At 49.6% G+C, this 18,065-nt stretch carries 8 protein-coding genes; 3 read left to right on the top strand and 5 right to left on the bottom strand.

Features of this window, described 5'->3' with window-relative positions:
• Positions 1-29: 29 nt before the first annotated feature.
• Together ACYVK4_RS30660 and ACYVK4_RS30665 are read right to left on the bottom strand one after the other, a co-directional pair.
• Positions 30-1,475 carry a SusD/RagB family nutrient-binding outer membrane lipoprotein gene (locus tag ACYVK4_RS30660; protein WP_461131405.1) on the bottom strand — a complete coding sequence of 482 codons (1,446 nt, stop codon included), beginning with the start codon at positions 1,473-1,475 and terminating at the stop codon, positions 30-32.
• A gap of 96 nt (positions 1,476-1,571) precedes the next feature.
• Positions 1,572-4,787: a SusC/RagA family TonB-linked outer membrane protein gene (locus ACYVK4_RS30665; RefSeq protein ID WP_461131406.1), complete on the bottom strand. Its 3,216-nt coding sequence runs from the start codon at positions 4,785-4,787 to the stop codon at positions 1,572-1,574.
• A 771-nt stretch (positions 4,788-5,558) separates the two neighbouring features.
• Here ACYVK4_RS30665 and ACYVK4_RS30670 point away from each other — a divergent pair.
• The 3 genes from ACYVK4_RS30670 to ACYVK4_RS30680 are packed head-to-tail and all read left to right on the top strand — an operon-like array spanning position 5,559 to position 11,263.
• Positions 5,559-8,813: a SusC/RagA family TonB-linked outer membrane protein gene (locus ACYVK4_RS30670; RefSeq protein WP_461131407.1), complete on the top strand. Its 3,255-nt coding sequence runs from the start codon at positions 5,559-5,561 to the stop codon at positions 8,811-8,813.
• 24 nt (positions 8,814-8,837) lie between these two features.
• On the top strand, positions 8,838-10,340 hold the full coding sequence (locus ACYVK4_RS30675) for a SusD/RagB family nutrient-binding outer membrane lipoprotein (RefSeq protein WP_461131408.1): 1,503 nt from the start codon (positions 8,838-8,840) through the stop codon (positions 10,338-10,340).
• 56 nt (positions 10,341-10,396) lie between these two features.
• A complete protein-coding gene (locus ACYVK4_RS30680) occupies positions 10,397-11,263 on the top strand; it encodes a BT_3987 domain-containing protein (protein WP_461131409.1) in 867 nt (288 codons plus the stop codon).
• Positions 11,264-11,556: 293 nt separating this feature from the next.
• Here ACYVK4_RS30680 and ACYVK4_RS30685 read toward each other — a convergent pair whose 3' ends face one another.
• From ACYVK4_RS30685 to ACYVK4_RS30695, 3 genes are all read right to left on the bottom strand, one after another.
• Positions 11,557-13,047: a glycoside hydrolase family 130 protein gene (locus tag ACYVK4_RS30685; protein ID WP_461131410.1), complete on the bottom strand. Its 1,491-nt coding sequence runs from the start codon at positions 13,045-13,047 to the stop codon at positions 11,557-11,559.
• Between the two features lie 133 nt (positions 13,048-13,180).
• Entirely contained in the window at positions 13,181-15,547 is a 2,367-nt protein-coding gene (locus ACYVK4_RS30690; protein ID WP_461131411.1) for a glycosyltransferase family 4 protein, read from the bottom strand.
• A 187-nt stretch (positions 15,548-15,734) separates the two neighbouring features.
• Complete coding sequence (locus tag ACYVK4_RS30695; RefSeq protein ID WP_461131412.1) at positions 15,735-17,900, bottom strand: GEVED domain-containing protein; 2,166 nt, start codon at positions 17,898-17,900, stop codon at positions 15,735-15,737.
• Between the last annotated feature and the right edge of the window lie 165 nt (positions 17,901-18,065).

The raw sequence follows: 18,065 nt of genomic DNA on the forward strand, positions 1-18,065 counted from the left end.
TTTGACGCAATTACTAAAAAAGTTAAAGCTTATTTATCCCACCAAACCCGGGTATACTGATCATCTTTCCCCTGACGACCCACGACCTCAGCATAGTTCTTGGCGTTCAACGTCGTTTCTGTCGTTGGGTAAGCCAACCGGCGCGGAATATCGGTACCACCGTTTAAGGTAGTTGGAGCGGGCTTCAGCGTTGGGAAACCTGTCCGGCGCCATTCGTTCCAGGCTTCCGTCCCCTGGAAGAACAAGGCGATCCAACGCTGGTTACCAATGAGTTCAATCGCTTTGGCATCTGTGTAGGCAACCGACGGCTGAGCAATGTAAGCGGCAAAAGCAGCATCGGTATACGCAGTACCTAACCACTGCTGCATGGATGCTTTAACTGCCGACTCATACAAGGCTTTGGCATCACCTGTAATCCAGCCCAACTTAACAGCTTCAGCTTGTGCAAATAACACCTGCGCATACGTCATAATGTTGACAGGGGCCGTTTGTGCACTAATGGCAGCACCCGCCAGCGAGTAATCCTGCGCTTTACCCGGAGCCGGAAAAACGCCATATGGAGCCCCAACAAACTCACCCTTCAGGTTCCTGGCCGCATATACGGGCAAACGTGGATCGTTCAATTGCTTCAAGTAATCGACGAACGTATTGCTCAAGGCAAAGTCTTTACGGTTCGACCGGACGTAATTTGTATACAGTGGATTCTCGTTGTTAGCATCCGCCAGATACTTATACTGCACGTTGTCAGCATTTGACGCTAGTACACCATCGGTCAGGGCGGCAGCAAACTCAGCCTTCCCTTTAGCAGGGTCTGCCTTCGACAACCGCAGTGCAGCAATCAACCGCAGGGAAGCGGCAAATTTTTTCCACCGGTCGGCATTACTGCCCAACAGAATATCGCCACTCACGGCTTTACCGCCATCAAACTGCGCGGCTGCTTCCTTCCACTCTTTAAACAGATCGTTATAAATATCCTGCTGCTTATCAAAAGCGGGCGAGAAATTCTGATCTGCTTTTAAAGCCTGTGAATACGGCACATCGCCCCAGCGGTCGGTAATATACTGAAACACATAAGCCTTCAGAATTCGGGCAATAGCAATCTGGTTGCCATTAGAGCCGTAGGCAGCTGCCAGTCCACGCGTCGATTCATTGGAGTTCTGGTCAATGATCGCCTGAAGGTTCACCAGTGGCCCCGAATACAACCCGTTATAGCTGAAGTTAATGGTCTTATAGCGCGAATCCTCGATATACGTTACGTCTGAGAATTGCTGCACGTATAATGCCGGGGCGATGTTAAATCCGCCCGGTCCAACCTGCGAGTTTATAGTCCCCACGGTCCGCTCCGCACCCGTGATCAAACTGGCCGTATTGGGAAACAGGGCACTGTTGGGGTTTACGTTCATATCCCCAAAATCATTACAGGCAAGTGTTGAGGTCAACAGGCCCGTAAAAAGCAAATATTTGTATCCTTTCATTGTTTAGTATATCGTTTGTGAGGTCAATAGCACAACATCATATCCCTATCTCTAAAAACGAAATTCAGGGAGAAATAATACCTTGTGTCTGTCAACCTAGAGACCTAATCTAAGATTTACACCGAACGAGCGAACCGGCGGTAACTGACCGCCTTCGTACCAAACCGTTTCTGACTCAGAGATGTCGATACCACCGCCAATAGCACTGTAGATCAGGACTGGGTTACGGGCAATCAGCGATATGTTTGCCGACTTGAGCCATTTGCCCAGCATTTGCTTGGGCAGGTTGTAGCCAAATGAAACCTCACGCAGTTTCACGTACGTTTTGTCGTAGATCCAGCGCTCATTAAGGGCAAACAACCAGTTCTCGTAGAGATTCTGAGCATCGACACGGGTCGTATTCTGCTTGCCATCTTCGGTTACACCGTCCAGCAACACACCACCACCCGTAGCAGGGTCATCGCGTAGCGGTTTGCCTAATTCGTTCAAACCGGCCGTTTCAGCCGCCAGACCCGAGTAAGCATTGAACATCTTAGTGGTCGAGAAGAACTTACCCCCCACCACGAAGTCGGTGTTTACGCGCAGGGTCACGTTTTTGTAGCTAAAGGTGTTCAACCAGCCGCCTTTGAACTTGGGGAGTACTGATCCCAGCTCAACGTTATCCTGTTTAATGTACAGACCGGCGTTGGCACCACTGCTATACACCATATTACGACCATTGGCGTCTTTCTGAATTCCCTGACCGACCAGCGTTCCCCAATCGCGGGGTGAGCCATCGGTACCTGTGCGGGCGTTCAGCGTTAGTGTCCGCCACTGAGGTCCATCAATCTGGTAGTTGGTCAATCCATTGGCCAGTTCAACCACCTGTGAGCGGTTCCGGTCAGCATTGATATCGAACTCCCAGTTGAAGCCCGACGACGACCGGATTGGGTTGGCGTAAATGTGCAGTTCCAGACCCGACGTACGAATCAGACCCGCGTTGACAACCGCGTTTGTGTATCCGCTGGTTGGCGCTACCGGAAGCGGAATGATCTGGTTCTTGTTGTCATTCTGATAACCCGTAAATTCCAGACCGATGCGGTTGTTGAGGAACTTCAGGTCGATACCGCCTTCGTAGGAAGAGGACAGACCGGGCTTTAAGCTCGCATTAGGCAATGTACCAGGCAAAAAGGCCGTTGCATTGTTACCATAAGGCTGACCAGACGAATACGCCAGCGTCGTTTGGTAAGGACCTACGTCGGTACCCACCTGTGCATAACCAGCCCGCACTTTAGCATAGGACAATACCTGGCTCTTGGGCAACAGCTCGGTCAGGATAACCCCGGCCGATACCGATGGATACAGGTAGGCATTGTTTGCTTTAGGCAGCGTTGACGACCAGTCATTCCGGATCGATGCTTCTACGAACACAAAGTCGCGGAAACCAAGACTCACGTTTCCGAATACGCTGTTCACCTGGCGCTCATACAGATAGTTGTTGGCTAACGGCCGGTCAATGGAGGCCGCGATATTATAAAACCCGGGTGCCGACAAGCCCCCTACTGTAGCCTGGAACAGTCCGTCGATTCGGTTGTAACGAATGTTGCCCCCTGCGTTAGCTACTACCGATAAGTCCTTGAAGTTCTCATTGTAGTTCACCAGCAACTCATAGTTGTTTTCGCGGCTGTTGGACGTTAAGGTCGAAAAGCCACCTTTCTGTCCTTCGTTCAGTGTTCCGATGGCAACCCGTCCCTGCTGGTAATACGCATTCTGGTCACGGCGTACCGTTGCCGAAGCTTTCAGGGCTGGCGTAAACTGATAGGTCAGGCCAATGTCGCCGAATAACCTATCGCTCCGGTTCGTATTGGTATTCTCATACGCCTGGGTGTATGGGCTGTCCCAGTACTTTGGAGCCGCTTCCAGTGGGCCACCAATGTTCCAGCTGCGGAAGGTACCGTCCGGGTTTTTATAATTCCGCAGGTCTTCCATCCGCAACTGACGCTGAAACCACTGATTGAACATCCCGATCGTCTGGTTATAGCCGTTCAGGGTTGAGTTCGAAATACCCAGCGGACTATTTTGTGGTGTCGTTCCTCCCGATGAGCCATAGCGGTCGGCGGGCTGGTTTTTCGTGTTCGTGGACGTGTAGTTAATATTCAGGTTTGCCGTCAGTTTATCGGCAAACTTGATCGCGTTTTTCGCACTGATGTAATCCCGGCTTTGCGACGAGTTCGGAATGATCCCGTTGTTGATAATGTGGGTATACGAGATACGGCTTTGAAAAGCCTCCGTTCCGCGCGAGAAAGCAATGTTCGTGTTGTTGCTGATGGGCTTCTCGAAGAAATCGCGCACGTTGTTGGGCTGGGGCGAAAACGGCGTTAGCTGGCCAAACTCAGGGCCCTGCTGCCAGGAGAACGCCGAGCGGTGGGGTGAGCCATCCATACGGGGGCCCCAGCTTTCATCGGCTGAGTAATCCAGAATTTTCTGTCCATTGAACGACGACCAGGCCGCCGGGTGAATGGATGGGTCAAACTGGAACGTCTCCCACTCCTGCGAGTAGCCGCCACCATACTCGTTCTGATACTTGGGCAGCAAAGCCACCATATCGAGCGTTGTACTATGGTTGATGTCCAGACGGGTTTCACCGGCTTTGGCACGTTTGGTCGTAATCACGATAACGCCCGCCGAGGCACGGTTACCATACAAGGCTGTGGCTGACGGGCCTTTCAACACGGTCAGGTTCTCCACATCGTCCATGTTCACCTGGCTGATGTCGGTTGGCGTACCATCCACAACGTAGAGCGGATCACCCCCCGACAGGGAGTTGACGCCCCGAATCCGGATGTTGGGGTTACCGAACTTGGCTCCCGACTGACCCAGTACCTGAACACCGGCAATTTTGCCGGCCAGGGCATTACCTACGTTCTGGTCACGGGCAAAGTTCAGCTTATCGGCTCTCAGATCCTGAACAGCATAGTTAAGCGCTTTCTTATCCCGTGGAATACCTAAAGCGGTAACGACAACTTCCTGTAACTGTGATGCATCGGGGACTAAAGTAACCGAGATGTTTGTGCGATTGCCGAGAGCAATTTCCTGTGTTGTGAAGCCTATAAAACTGAATACCAGCGTTGAGTTGGCTGGCGCATTGAGTTGAAACGTTCCCTCGGCATTCGTACTCGTACCCCGAGACGTTCCTTTTACAGTAATGTTAACACCCGGAAGCGTTGAGCCATCTTCCGACGATGTAACCTTTCCACTAACGGCTATGTCCTGAGCCAGCAATGGAAGTGCGAAAAAACACAGCAAAAACTGTGTTAATAAAAATTTGCGCATAGAACATTAGTTAAGTTAAGAAGTGAAAATTTAAATCACACTTCCCCAAAATTATTAAAAATCTGTTAAAACAAATGAATTGACTTTTAATAATACATAGATGATTAAACGACAATTTCTCTCACTTACGAAATAAAATTTCCCATAAATACTCTTTACCATATCGTTTCAATATAATATCTCCTACAAATTAAAAATGGGGTCATTAAATTTCATTAACAATATTTTAATTTTACTTTACAACTGACCAAAAAATCATAGTAATTGATTGATTATATTTGACTACATAGCTACATATTCAATTGATAATCAGACAATTATACCTATATCTATAAAAATAAAAGGTTTTATAAAAACCTAACTCCTTGATTCGCATATAGAAAATAAAGAAATGCAACCAAAAAATATAGTAAGCATTTTTAACATTTGCTCCTGTAAAAAATGAAATTTTTCCTTACAGTGAACTAGTCATAATTACTAACAATACAGCTTAAATAATTACTGTGGCCTATTTGTCATAATTTACTTCTTTAAAAACAGAAAAATTCCTTAAGTATTTATACCATTTATTGATTGAGTATATTTTACTAGTAATAAAAATTATACTTAAATTATTGCCTCACATTAAAGGCAAATTAAAACCTCATTCTATGATATTTCAGGTTATGTTATTTCCATATTTCTCAAGGAAATTGCATGTTGTTTATTCCAATCCATGGAGATGTATTATTTTCTTAACTCAACTATTTCAACATTTTTTCATCAACTCTTATGAGAAAAGTTTTAATTGGAAGCTGGCTGCTTTCGCTCCTGTTCTGTCTGCCCCTGCTGGCGCAGGACGCGTCAGTTACAGGTCGTGTGACATCATCAGACGACGGCTCAGGATTACCGGGTGTGAGTGTCGTTATTAAAGGCACTACCCGTGGCACAACAACCGATGCGAATGGTAATTACCAGCTCAGCGCGGCCCCGAATTCGACGCTCACATTCTCCTTTGTCGGGTTCAAACCTCAGGACATAGCCGTGGGGAACCGCACCAGCGTAAACGTTGTGCTGGCAGCCGATGCCTCCACACTGAATGAGGTCGTTGTAACGGGTTTTGGTATCCGGCGTAATGAACGGGAAATCGGGACATCAGTAACCAAGATTAGCAATACGCTCATCAACCAGGCCGCTCCCGTTAACATTGCCAATGGATTGACGGGTAAAGTAGCTGGCTTACAGATAAACGCTGTGAACAACGGGGTCGGCTCAAATCCACGGATCACGATTCGGGGTAACCGTTCCTTTCTGGGAAATAACCAGGCTTTGCTGGTTGTGGACGGTGCCCTGACCGATGTCAGCTTTCTGTCGTCTATTAACCCTAATGACATTGAGAACAGTTCGGTCCTGAAAGGGCCCAGCGCTGCGGCCTTGTATGGCTCCGACGCGGCTAACGGTGTTTTGGTGATCACTACCCGCCGGGGTACAACCAACAACAAGCCGCAAATTTCCTACACCAACAACACGCAGTTGGAAACGGTATCTTACATGCCTGATCTACAGCGCCTTTACGGGTCTAACGGTGGTGAAGGGGCTCCTTTTCTGGATGCCAATGGACAGCGGCTTTATGTCCCCTACGAAAACCAGCAGTTTGGACCGGCTTATAACGGTCTGCTGCAACCCCTTGGCTATGGCGTACAGATTTTAAACTCTGACGGCTCTATTCGTCTCGACACCCTGAAAGTGCCTTATTCATCAACAGGCAAAGATCCACGACGGGCGTTTTTTAACACGGGCGTTACGCAACAGCACGATCTGGCGTATCGGGTGGGTGATGCGCAGAATTATTTTGGCCTGAGTGTACAGCGCGTCGACCAGAAAGGTATCGTTCCCAATGACAAGTACAGCCGCACCAACTTCACTGTAAACGGTGGCCGGGCGGTCGATCGCTTCACGGCCAATGCCAAGATGCAGTTTACCTACGAAAACACGAACCAGGAGAACGGTGATTTTGGTCAGGGACGCCCCGTTTACTGGAACTTGCTGAACCAGCCGGCGCATGCGCCCCTTACGGACCCGCGAATCAAGGACATTACATCGCCTTACGGTGATGTGAACGGCTACTTCAACGCCTATTATCCAAACCCCTGGTGGCAGGTGACGGGCGACAACTCGCGTGCCGTTACCAACAAGTATTCGATTCAGGGTACGGCTGACATTGGATACCGCTTTACGGATTGGCTCAATGTTACGTATCGTGTTAGTGGCCAGGTATCCAACACGCAGTTCAAATCCCATCTGGCGGCCGTATCGTTCAGCAGCTATGCATTGGGAGACCCCTGGGGCGCCGGCAACATTGCCTCGTCGGTGAAACAGGTGAATGGTAATGTTAGTGATTACGGCCTCACAACCTCGCGTTTGACGGGTGACCTACTGGTCACGATTGCCCCTACTTTTGGCGACTTTACACCTAAATTAATTCTGGGTCAGCAGGCGCGTGTCGATAACTACCGGTACATATCAACGGCCGCCACGTCGCTGGTAGTGCCCGGTACCTACAACATCGACAACCGCTTGGGGAATGTTGTTGCCAGCGAAAACTCAAGACAAAGCCGACTGCTGGGTTACTTCTATGACTTTACACTGGGGTTCCGCAATTTCGCATTTATCAACGCTACCGGTCGTTATGACAATACCTCCCTGCTGGCCGCCAATAACCGGTCTTATTTCTATCCGGGTGTCAACGCGTCGGTTATCCTGACAGAAGCCATACCGGCTCTGAAAGGAAGCAATGCCCTGACGTATCTGAAAATACGCGGAGGTATTGCCAAAGCAGGTAACATCAGCGTAGGCCCCTACCAGCTTCAGAATGTGTTTAATCCGGGTAGCGGCTTCCCCTATGGCAGCCAGCCGGGCTTTTCGTTAAGCACGCGCCAGAATGACCCTAACCTAAAACCAGAGTTCACGACGAACAAAGAGGTGGGCGTTGAATTTGGGTTGTTCGACCGGGTGAATGCCGATATCGTCTATTACACGACGGAAACCACCAATCAAACGGTGCCTATTCAGGTATCGCGGGCTACGGGCTATACCACAGCGCTGATCAATACGGGAACCATGCACAACAATGGTGTTGAAGTGGAATTAAAGACACTGCGCCCAATTGTGAATACGGGTGGTTTTACGTGGAATATCAGCACAAATTTTACGTATCTCAACAACACCGTAACGTCTGTTTATCCGGGCCTGGACCGAATTGGTATTACTCAGGCTAATGGTGCTTCATCGGCTAACGTCTACGCAGCAGTTGGGTATGCGTATCCGGCTCTGTACGGAACCGACATTGCCCGCGTACAGAACACGGACGCCAATGCCGCTTACTACGATCCAACGGGTCAGTTTGTTGGCCGTCCGGTTATCAATCCCTCAACGGGCTATCCGATTCTGGACGCTAACATCAAGTATCTGGGCAACACGCAGCCTAAATACCGGTTTGGCATCAACAACACGTTTGCGTTTAAAGGACTGACCCTGAACGCTCTTGTCGAATACCGGGGTGGCAACGTGATCTATAACCAGTTAGGCAACGCGCTGGAATTTACGGGTGCTGGTATTCGCTCGACATATAATGGTCGGCAGAATTTCATTTATCCAAACTCCGTTGTGGCGTCAACCAATCCTGATGGTACCTCCACTTTTACCCCCAACTCAAGCATATCGACGCGGGATGGCAACCTGGAGTTCTGGACCAACTCAGGTTACCACAATGCGGTGTCGAGCTATGTAACGAGTGCGGCTTTCTGGAAGCTGCGCGAAGTGGCGTTAAGCTACAATTTCCCGACTCAGTTGTTCACGAACATCAAATTCATCCGGTCGGTCACGCTGGGCTTAACCGGCCGTAACCTGCTGATGCTCCGCCCAAAAACGAACGTGTTTACGGACCCTGAGTTCTCTCTGGATAACAGTAATGCCCAGGGCGTTACGAACGAATACCAGACCCCTCCAACCCGCCAGTACGGTTTCCGGCTGAGCGTTGGGTTTTAAGTTATACGCTAATCAACAAGAATCATGAACCTTAAGAAACTTACGATCGGGGTATTGGCGGTGACGATGACCATTGCATCGGGCTGCCAGAAGAATTACCTCGACATCAATAATAACCCCAACCAGGTAACTACAGCCACGCCTGTGCTGGTGCTACCGTCAGCCCTGAGTTCGTCCGGGTCCTATTTCTCGACCAGTTTTACGTTTCTGAACTTATGGATGGGCTACTGGAACTGGAGCGGCAACTACTCGATTGCGACCTCAGACAAAAACTACCAGTTCACCTCTGGTTTCGGAACGGGTATCTGGGATAATGGCTATGTCATCCTGAAAAACTACGACTACATCGATACGCAGACGGCAACTCTGAAGCAGCCTCTGCTGCAGGGTATGGCGAAGATCATGAAGGCACTGCACTTTCAGATTTTGGTAGATACGTACGGAAACATACCATACACACAGGCACTACAGGGGCTGGCGTCGTCGCAACCTACGTACGACAATGCAACGGCCGTGTATGAAGACCTCTTCAAACAGATCGACGCGGGCCTGACCCTCTTCAGCGATGCGGACAAACTGGCGGCACAGGGTGGAACGGTGCTCAATCCGGGGGCTAACGACATCCTGTTCAAGGGTGACATCAACAAATGGCGTCGGTTTGCCAATACGCTCAAACTTCGGATGTTACTACGGCAGTCCGAAAAAGCCGACCGGCAGGCGTTTATTCAGACCCAGCTGGCCGCTATCAAAGCGTCGGGATATGGTTTCCTGAAAAGCGGTGAAAACGCGGCTGTCAACCCCGGTTACGCCAACTCGTCGGGGCAGCAGAGTCCGTTCTACGGTACCTACGGCTATCAGGTGAACGGTCAGCCCATTGAGGCCTTCAACATCAACCGGGGTAACAAATACGGTATCAACTTTTACCAGTCGACTAACGACCCCCGGCTGGCCCGGTATTATGAGCCCGTTGGTGGGCCAAATGGCACTACTTTCAACGGTACGTTTTTTGGCACGATCAATCCGCTGGCCAACAACCTTACCTCGGGTATTGGTCCCGGTCTGCTCAACAATGTTAACCAGCCTGCTTATATTCTAACCTCGCACGAAGCCTTTTTCTTACAGGCCGAAGCGGCTCAACGCGGCTGGATCGAGGGGGCACCAAAAACGCTGTATCAGCAAGCCATTACGGAATCATTCGTCAATGTGGGTCTGACGGCAGCTGATGCGGCAACGTATTATTCGCAGACGCTGACAAACGTTGGCTGGGATTCATCGCCGGATAAAATTCAGGCTATTATCACCCAGAAATGGGCGTCGCTCAATGGCTGGTCGCCGTTCGAGTCCTGGTCAGACTATCGGCGGCTTGGCGTACCCGCCGTGCCTATTTCGCAGGACCCCAGTACGTCGGTTAAGCAGATTCCGGTTCGGCTCTTTTACCCACAAAGCGAGTACAACTACAACAGTGGCGTGGTGAAGCAGCAAGGCGATATCAATCAATTTACCTCCAAGATCTTCTGGGTACGATAATCATAAAAAACGGTCATACACCGACTGGTGTATGACCGCTAAAACCAGTCATGAACATGAAAAAACTTTTGTATAGCTTCGTTCTGGGCGCTGTGGCCATTAGCCTGAGCAGTTGCCTGAACGACGATGAACACTTTACCGATTTCCAGAATGTAGGCGCAGTGGCCGAAATTCCATCGTCGGCTTTTTACGGCGTCGAAGATAACCAGGGCTTGCAGATTCAGACGGCCCCGACTAATTACAGTTTCGATGTCAACATTGCCTCGCCAAATCCACCATCTCAGGATGTAACGGTTTCGCTGGCGGTCGATCAGGCAACGCTGGATGCGTATAACAAGGCAAACAGTACGACCTATACGCTGTTGCCTGCTACCTTGTATCAGGCGTCGTCGTTAACGGCCACGGTGAAAGCAGGCAGTCGTCTGGCTCCTATTACGCTCTCGTTCTTCTCGGGTGCCGACAAAGTACCTGATCCAACGGCCTACAATGATGCAGAATATGCCCTGCCGCTGAAGATCACGAGTGCATCGAACAACGTAGCCGTGAGCAGCAACTATGGTACGAAGATCATCATTCTGAAGATCAAGAACCCGTACGATGGCGATTATCACTCGGTAGGGTACTTTACACACCCAACGGCTACATCCAGCCGAAAAATCGACAAAGACAAAACGCTGTCTACCATCGATGGCACTACCGTACAGACAGAATATGCTGATCTGGGTGGGAGTAATTACTTAATGTGGCTGCGCGTCAATGCCGACAATACAGTGACGATCATCCCGAAGGGTGCTACACCAGCTACCTCATCGCAATTCGGCACCAACACATACGATCCGGCAACCCATAAGTTCACCCTGAACTACAAATACCCAGGGGCGGGTGGTGACCGAGTCATTAACGAAGTGATTACCCGCCAATAATACTCACTAACAGCTACAAAAAAAGCCTTCTACGTTTGTAGAAGGCTTTTTTTGTAGTCCTTGCCTGCTGGTTTATTCAACGTGAATAACGGCTGTATCTAGGTTAAATCAAATCCTTTTGCACGCCTAATGCAATAATTTTTAACCACAGAGGCACAAAGCGCACAGAGGTTTATTAGGGCACTTTCTTTCCCCATTACCTCTGTGCGCTTTGTGCCTCTGTGGTTAAAAAAGATCTACTGACTCTATGTATAAGCTAAATTTTGATCGAGCCAACCCATTATTCACGTTATTCAAGAAGCAGATACGGTATCAGCTCGCTCTGCTTTTTCCTGCCCAGTCAGTTCGGCCAAAAGCTCGGCTACGTTGACGGTGGCGAAGCTGCTGGCGTAGTCGGCCATGGCGTAAGGAATGATCAGTTCGCCATTGTTGATGAGGCCGCCACAACTGTATACAACGTTTGGCACATAGCCTTCCCGTTCGTTTTCGTCGGGGCTCAGGATGGGTTCGCTGGTGCGGCCAATGACTTTGGAAGGGTCATTGAGGTCGAGCAGGAAGGCACCAATGGCGTATTTACGCATGGGCCCAACGCCATGACTCAGCACTAGCCAGCCCGCTTCGGTTTCGATCGGCGATCCACAGTTACCCAACTGAACATACTCCCAGTGATAGGTTGGCTTAAGAATTAGTTCTTTCGTCTGCCAGAAATACAGATCATCGGAATACATCAGGTAGATATTCTCCCCATCCTGCCGCGAGATCATGGCATATTTACCGCCAATCTTACGCGGAAACAAAGCCATCCCTTTGTTGGAAACTTCGGCTCCATTAAGTGTACTCACGCTGAAATGGGTGAAGTCTTTGGTTTCGAGTAGTTGTGGAAACGTTACCCGACCATTGTATGCCGTGTAAGTAGCATAATACGTTATCTCGCCATCGTCGTCCGTAAATTGCACGAAACGAGCATCTTCGATACCATTGGTTTCGTTGGGTGAAGTCGGAAAAATGCAGCGTTCGTCCAGACTCTGGTCATCCTCGAAGTGAATTTCGTAGTTCGATTTGGCCAAGGCTAACAGACCGCTCGCAATGGTGTCATACTCGGCATTGTAGCGAAACTGCGCCAACACCCGCTTGATCTGCGCGTCCAGCTCCGACAGGCTAAACTCTTCTCCCAGTCCCAGCATCATCTTTTCCTGAATGCTGTTCTCTAACCGCAGTTCGTAGAGCTTGCGCTCAAACTGCGCCCGGTTGAATCGGTGATTGGGTACAATTTCGGGTGAGGTAACATAACGGGAGGGCTGGCGCAAAACAATTTTACCGGCCTCGTCGATGTACCCCATCCGGAACGAGATAGAGGACACATGTCCCTCGCCCGTGGCTCGTAAACTCAGAATGAAGCGTTTATAACCGGGTGGCACGTTTGTCTGGTCGGGGTGCCAGATCATGGACGGGTTGAACAACGCGGCCGATTCGAGGGAGTATTCCATGGTGAAATAAGCACCCAGTAACAACTTACGGTCGTTGGTGAGCGGCTCATCGGTGAGCAAATGCGCTTTGATCTGCTCGAACCGGTTAAGCAGAAACCGTTCGAGTTTGTAATGGCGGCCACCAAACTCTCGAATAACTTCGTCCAGTTTCTGATCGGCTTCCTCATCGGTCATACTCCCTACCCTGGCCACAATTTTCAGAGTTCGGGTAGTACTGCCTAAATCGAAAGGACGAAAGAGAACGCGGGTTGGATCTGGCTGGAGAACAATGCCCGTTCGAATGGCTTTAATACTCATTGGTATCAATAAATTAGTGAATGATCAATTGGAAAAGGGTATTTACTAAAGCGCTAAATGATACATACTGTTTCACAAATCACTTACTCTTTTACAACTTGACCATTCACTCACTTATTATCCTCTATTAGTATTATCCATTCATCATTGCAGGCATTGCCACATTAACTGGCTTGGCATCAGGCCGTTGTTTTTGAATGGAATATAATTCAGCTAATGCCAGCAGATACGACAATGTAGACTCAGCGCCCTGATTTTGATTGACCCGATCGATGTGCAGTCCATCCCGGCAACCGCCAGTTTGCTGATCATAGAGCGGCAAGCCCAGATCATTGAACCCATTGAACCACTTGAATATCCGGATGGCGGTGCGGTGCCACTCTTCATCGCCCGTTAGGGAATACGCAGCCAGACAGGCTGATACCGTACTTTGAGCTTCCAGCGGCTGCTGATCGAAATACGCACGAAGCTGCCCTTTTGTGTAAAATCCATTTGAGCCAATTGGCTGAAAATGACCATGCGACGCCGTTTGCAACCCAACCAGCCACCGCAACGAATTAAGGCCTATATCGACCAGATGCTTGTCGCTGGAGCGAATAAGCACATGCGCCAACACAGCGTTGTCGTACGACAGGGTATTTTCAAACCAGGGCCATTCCTCGGTAGCTGTTTCCGTGTATCGGAATGTTAATTTATCGAGCAACTGACGTTCTATATTCTTAGCCAGCCGGTCGTCGTTGAATTTTTTCTGGTATTCATAAATTCCCAGCAGTGCAAACGCCCACGAACGGGGTGATGACATTTGCACGACGGTTGGCAGCACCTTTTCAAACAGGCTCATGGCCCAGGTAACGGTGTTTCGGTCTGACGACCGGCCAATACAGGTACCCAGCGCCCAGATAGTACGACCGGTGCTGTCATCGGAGCCAAACTCTTCGAGCCAGCGACGGTCGTAACTCATAAAGTTCCGAAAACGGCGGTGATCGTCGGTATAGGCATGGTTGATGAAGGCGCAGTAATTATCCGCGGCCTTCGCCAGTTTCTGGTCCCCCAGCCCTGCGTTCTGAAGCGTCAGCGCGAGGATCAGCGCACGTGCGTTATCGTCGGTGCAATAGCCTTCGTCGTAGAACGGCAAATGATGCCTCGCGTGCTGAATAATACCGGTGGAGTCGGTCAGGCGGAACAGATGGTCGAGCCGGAGCACAGGTAACTTGAAAACAGCACTGGTATGGGCTCCTACTGAGTAGACAGCCTGGTTGTTGACCGTACTCATTCGTTCCTGGCGGGCATGCGCGAAAGAATCGGCATAAGCCTGGATGGTCCGTTCCCAGATCATCTCGCGGCCTGCCATGTAGGCTTTCTTGCGCATCTGATGCCGTTTCGACTCATCGCTGAGCAGCTCTATAATTTCTGTAGCAATGGCTTCCGAATCACCAAAAGGCACCAGTACGCCCCGGCCATCGGCCAAGAGTTCTTCGGCGTGCCAGTACGGCGTCGACACCACGGCTTTTCCGCAACCGAAGGCATAGGATAACGTACCAGAGGTGATTTGAGCTGGGTTCAGGTAAGGCGTAATGTATATATCAGCCGCACCCAGGTATTCCAGCAGACCGTCCAGCTCCACAAACTGATTGTAGAACCGAACATTATCGCGAACACCACAATCACGGGCCAGCTTTTTCAGGCTGTCGCGGTAGGCTTCTCCCTCGTGCTTTAATAAATGCGGGTGCGTTGCACCAAGCACCATATATACTACATTCGGGTATTGCTCCACAATGCGCGGTAAGGCCCGGATTACGTTCTCAATGCCTTTGTTGGGCGAAAGCAACCCAAATGTCAAGAGCGTTTGCTTGCCTTCCATCCCGAACTTATCCTTAAAAAAGTGGGGGTCAACGAAAGGCATATCGGGGATACCGTGCGGAATAAGATCTATTTTCTCTTCCGGTATTTCGTAAATGTTGATCAGAAAATCACGCCCCTTCTCCGACATGCACACCACCCGCGACGACAAGTCAGCGATACTCTTCAGCACCAGCAACTGATCTTCGTTCGGGTCTTTGAGAATTGTGTGGAAGGTGGTCACGATGGGCATCGTCAGGTTCCGAAGCAGCGTGAGTATATAATTTCCCGCCGGACCGCCATAGATGCCGTATTCGTGTTGCAGACATACAACATCGACGTCTTTAGAATTCAGGAATTCGGCCGCTTTTCGGTAGGCACTCTGGTCGTGCTGATAAAAATCGTACCGAACCTCCGAGGGGTAGTCATAGCCATCGGGCGTATCGTTTACCGACACAACCAAGGCCTGAGAGTCAGAGATAAATGAATTATAGGAAAGGTATAAGTCAGACGTAAACGTGGCAATCCCGCATTGACGAGGCAGGTAATCACCAACGAAGGCCACATTCTTTGGATTATGGCCCCACACCGATACGTCCGTTTCTGAATGATCAGATTGCCTGGAGTAATTTGTGGCGGTTCGATTCGTATGAGTTGTCATAATGTTGAATAAAAGAATAGTTACCTACTATAAAGTCTGTAACTATAATCGACTTGTAGGGTCTTTTGTTTAAGTGAAACCCTGATTTTAAGCCCTCTAAACACTATTATATGACAACAACAATCTATTGTCCTAAAATACCTTATTTTAAGCCTATCTTCAAATAGTAAACTTTATCGAAAAGAGCTTATTGACCCAATAGCAATCGTGCCGTTGAGATAAACCTCAATTGTCCACTGTCACTATACCTGACCTGCAACGCTCTGGCGATGTAGCTGGCCGGAATCGTTACCACATGGTCTACACGAACAGAATCAGCCTGAGCAGGTATACGGTTGCAGGACCAAACGGAGGGATCGTTCCAGTCACCCACTTTAAGGGTGTACACATTTATGCAGGGTTTGACCGTCACGACAGCAGCACCACTTACCGAACCCGTGCCACAGGCATTGGCTACCTGACCGAGTGTGTACGTTGTACTGACAGTGGGGGCCACCGAGAAACTAAACGGCGAAGCAACAATGTCCGTAAAGCTAAAGGTCGAGTCAGTACCGGCGTTCACTGTTAACGAAAAAGGGGCACTGCCCGTTAAGTCGGTCGTGAGCGTAGCCGTTTGACCAGCCGTCAGGGTGGTGGTTCCACTTAGGGTAGCTACAGGAAGCACACAAGGCCTGATGAACAGGGAATAATCTTCGGTCTCCCCGTATGCATAAATCCCACATGGGTCGGTAGGAATCGTGTTATATGCAGCAACAACGCGCATAGCAACGGTAGTTGCTGTGGTGCCGGCAGGGATCGTCAGACTACCCGAGAACGTATTGGCCTTGTTTGCTGTCGGCATCTCATAGAGTCGTTCACTGGTGTCAAAAATACCGTTGTTGTTCAGATCGACCCAGACGCTCCCCCCCATGTTGAATGATGTGCCTTTGGTAACAGCAAAGGTCGCCGATTGCCCAGCGGTGACGGTCCCACTGACAGCGGTAAAGGATGTATAATACCCACCAGACGAGCAACCCGAATTCTGGCTCAAAGGAGTGCCATTGACCGTTACCCCGGTTATGTTTAAAGCATTTGGGCAACCATCGTTCGAATAGACAGGAATACAATTCGATGTGACGATTGTAGCGGTTGTGCTGGTACTACCCGTCGTTGAATTGGAGGCTTTAACACGATAATAGTATCGGGTGTAAGCGGCAAATGACCAGTCGGTAAACGACGTCGTGTTAGGCGATACGCCACCAATGGGGGTAAAGTCCGATATGGGCGATGTAGATCGCTCGATAAAATAGCCCATTTCGGTCCTGGAATTATCCTGCCAGCTAATCCGTATACCATTGCCAACCCTACTGGCTACCACATTGGATGGGGCCGTCATCGTGGTCGGGTGTGCATTTAACGTATAGGCGGTGTGGCTTTGACGTATGGCTAAACCTCCCTGAATACGATCATACTGCCCGGCCGTAAAATCATGAACGCATGGAAAATAGTACGACATGATATTGGTGGGTGAGGGCGTAAACACATTGTTCTGATCGTCGACAAACGTACATGTATAGGTGGGTGGGCATCCGGAGATACAGCTGGTGTTTGCTCCTGAGAATCGGCCATATGGGTCGGCAGGTGTATCGCAAACCAGGTCTCCCGCGGTAGTGCAATTTGCCCCAACGCCACGCGTAACCCGTTCATAGCCGTAATAGGATTCATGGGTATGTAACAGGTTGAACGTGTGGCCCAACTCATGCGGGACTAACCGATTCCCCATGTCATTATCAGAATTTTCGTTCAGGATGATCGTACGGGTAGAAGCAACCGTATTGGCGGGAAATTGAGCATACCCTCCCAAACCGGCATTATCAAACCGATTGACATAGTACTGGTTCAATGCGTTGGTCACATCGCGGGGAGCGATGGTGGCATCATCAACCGCTTGTCGGTATTGAGCATATAACGCATCATTGTCTATGTAGTCTGGCGTGGTGCCGGAGAAATAGAACTGAATGCCGTTTCCATGCTGGAGATAATATTTGTTGGTGAGGGCCATTACGTTGTTGAGGCTGGCCAGAGTATAGCCCCCGGTACCATCTGACTTACGGATAATGTGTGGTCGTATGGGCACGTACGTTAACGAACTGAAAGCCGGGGCAGAAGCCTGTTTTAAACGAAGTGCCCGCACCGCTTCGGCTTCCAGAGCTTTTTGCGCAGCAGGCGGCAGACTCTGGGTAGCACATTGAAACACAGCAGGGTTAAGCAGTTGCGCTACTGCGGCCAATGGGGTGCTGACGAATAGACTGATCAACAGATAGAGCCAATAATTACCTGATCGATTGAAGACGGAAATGTAAATGGCATACATGAATGACGGAGATCATAAGATCTATAGTAATAGTAAACTAAACAGGTCTATTTATCAGCAGCCCCGCCAATGCGATAGAATGCCCCCTTTTCTTGTAGAAACCTCACATTCAGGGTACTCGTGTTATCCTTCAAGCAAAAATTTAACCAATACCGCTCTCTTACA

It is taken from the genome of Spirosoma aerophilum (genome assembly GCF_054782495.1).

Bases quoted from the DNA above. Each gene is read 5' to 3' on its own strand.
- ACYVK4_RS30660 (WP_461131405.1), bottom strand. From the start codon at position 1,475: ATGAAAGGATACAAATATTTGCTTTTTACGGGCCTGTTGACCTCAACA.
- ACYVK4_RS30665 (WP_461131406.1), bottom strand. From the start codon at position 4,787: ATGCGCAAATTTTTATTAACACAGTTTTTGCTGTGTTTTTTCGCACTT.
- ACYVK4_RS30670 (WP_461131407.1), top strand. From the start codon at position 5,559: ATGAGAAAAGTTTTAATTGGAAGCTGGCTGCTTTCGCTCCTGTTCTGT.
- ACYVK4_RS30675 (WP_461131408.1), top strand. From the start codon at position 8,838: ATGAACCTTAAGAAACTTACGATCGGGGTATTGGCGGTGACGATGACC.
- ACYVK4_RS30680 (WP_461131409.1), top strand. From the start codon at position 10,397: ATGAAAAAACTTTTGTATAGCTTCGTTCTGGGCGCTGTGGCCATTAGC.
- ACYVK4_RS30685 (WP_461131410.1), bottom strand. From the start codon at position 13,047: ATGAGTATTAAAGCCATTCGAACGGGCATTGTTCTCCAGCCAGATCCA.
- ACYVK4_RS30690 (WP_461131411.1), bottom strand. From the start codon at position 15,547: ATGACAACTCATACGAATCGAACCGCCACAAATTACTCCAGGCAATCT.
- ACYVK4_RS30695 (WP_461131412.1), bottom strand. From the start codon at position 17,900: ATGTATGCCATTTACATTTCCGTCTTCAATCGATCAGGTAATTATTGG.